General features: G+C 57.3%; 2 protein-coding genes and 1 pseudogene. All 3 read left to right on the top strand.

All coding sequences use genetic code 11. The features are described 5' to 3' along the window. Nucleotides 1-282, top strand: a pseudogene (locus A6U95_RS26860) (plasmid transfer ATPase TraJ); the annotation flags it as partial. Further along, entirely contained in the window at nt 275-562 is a 288-nt protein-coding gene (gene icmT / locus A6U95_RS26855) for an IcmT/TraK family protein (protein WP_021807919.1), read from the top strand. The pseudogene A6U95_RS26860 and the gene icmT, both read left to right, overlap by 8 nt. 60 nt (nt 563-622) lie before the next feature. Continuing rightward, nucleotides 623-1,331, top strand: a 709-nt coding sequence (locus A6U95_RS26850; protein ID WP_241810730.1) for a DUF5710 domain-containing protein, incomplete at its 3' end; no start/stop codon positions are given.

Here is a 1,331-nt window from a genome sequence, read left to right as displayed (position 1 = left end):
CAGTACATCGTGGTGCAGAAGTTGCTGAGAACCACCGATGGCAAACGACAGGCTGTGCGTGAGTACATTATCTTTGACGATCCCTTGCGGGAACAGTTGACGCAAATGCCTTACATCAAATGGGGCCAGCACATTGACGGCATTATTCGAACTGAGCAACGGCGCATTGCCGATCATGCCTGGCGGCTGTACTTGCAAGGCAGCATCGCTCGCAGCGAGCTGGCCGTCGCCCTGACCGGTCACCAGTTGCGTGAACTGGAGCGAGGTCATACCCATGAATGACGAGCTGGAGCCTTTGCTACCAGGCTATTGGCGCAATGCTTCTCGGCGGCTCAATGTCTACGGTGTTCCTGCCCCCTTGTTTCTGCTGTATCTGTTCTGGTTCCGCTTCCCTACCTGGGACACGATTTATGTGATCAGCGGCATCATCCTTTTTTTCCGAATTCTATCGGCCTTTGGTTGGACGTTGACGGTGCTGAATGCCCGGCTGGTCTATCTGTTGCGGGGAAAGCGGCTGTCGGGCCGCCCGTGGTGGTATCGCCGCTTTACTGAAGGCGAGTGACGATTATCCACATAGGCCTTTTAGGGTGCCGGGGTATAGATCGGCATCGAGGAGATCAACATGGGAAAAGTAATTGAGCACCGTCTTTGGCTGGCGGTGCCGCACGAAGAACGAGATAAGGCTCGCAAAGCCGCAGGGCTACTTGATGATGGGCGTTCGGCACTGGCCTGGGATAAAGATGCCGTTCTGTGGTACGCCCGCCCTGGGAGCGATATCGATCGCGTGAAGGCCTGGCTGCCCGATAACACCATCAGCACTGGCGGTGGTGATGCGCAGGCAGAGTTTCATGATGCTCTGACACAGGCGGGGTTAGTCGTGAAAGGCTTGCCAGTGATGGACGGGAAGCGACATCGCGTCGCTACGCTGGAGGATAAGAAGGGGCAAAAAAGTGGCGTGTACCGTGGGTTCCTCGATCGTCGCCCCGGCGGCTGGTTTATCAACTACCACCGTGCGGAAACGGAGAAGTCGGTCACTAACTGGAAGGCCAGCGGAACAGACGTTGACCCCGTTGCCCGGCTGCACATTCGGGCTGCAGCCCGCCAGGCACACGATAATGCTGAACGGGCACGAGAGGCCAATTACCGTCGGCAGACGGCGAAAGCGCAGGCGTTATACGACAAGCTTCCAGGCGCAGACCCCGCGCATCCTTATCTGGTGCGAAAGGGGATCTCCCCGACGCCAGAGCTGCGACAAACTCAAAACGGTGCCCTGGTGGTGCCGTTTTTTAATGCTGAGGGTGAGTTTCGCACCTTGCAGTACATCACGCCTG

The organism is Serratia sp. 14-2641 (assembly GCF_001692375.1).
In the GTDB taxonomy this organism is placed as follows: domain Bacteria; phylum Pseudomonadota; class Gammaproteobacteria; order Enterobacterales; family Enterobacteriaceae; genus Chania; species Chania fonticola_C.
This window is presented reverse-complemented; position numbering and strand designations above follow the sequence as displayed.